The sequence below is a fragment of the Mesorhizobium sp. M7A.F.Ca.MR.362.00.0.0 genome, assembly GCF_004023175.1.
Taxonomy (GTDB): domain Bacteria; phylum Pseudomonadota; class Alphaproteobacteria; order Rhizobiales; family Rhizobiaceae; genus Mesorhizobium.
The window spans coordinates 1-329 of sequence record NZ_RZTF01000358.1; the positions used below are offsets into that span (position 1 = coordinate 1).

Here is a 329-nt window from a genome sequence, read left to right on the forward strand (position 1 = left end):
GGCCGGATTGTAGAAGACAGTCACGTCCGCGCCGCGGGGAAACTGGGCAAGGGTTTCAGCGACTTCGAAATTCCCCAGATTTTCCTTCACGCTGTAGCGCGAGCTTTGAAATTTCTTGCCGCCGATCTTGTATTCGAAGGTGATCGCCGGAAAATTGCGCATTTCGGTGGTGTCAGTGCTGTCCGAACCAACGCCCGAGTTTCTGACCTCACGTGCCTCGACGCGCGAGGAAATGATCTTTCCCGGCGTCGGCAGCCAGCGGCTGAGTGCCTTCACCTCTCGCCATTTCATGAAGGTGATGAACGACAGCGCGCCCGCGACCACGCAGG

Annotated in this window: 1 protein-coding gene; it reads right to left on the reverse strand. The window is 58.1% G+C overall.

What is annotated here, in order from left to right:
• Positions 1-324: DUF3592 domain-containing protein (locus tag EOC06_RS29765; RefSeq protein WP_128309473.1), on the reverse strand; the 324-nt coding region annotated here is incomplete at its 3' end.
• Positions 325-329: the final 5 nt, after the last annotated feature.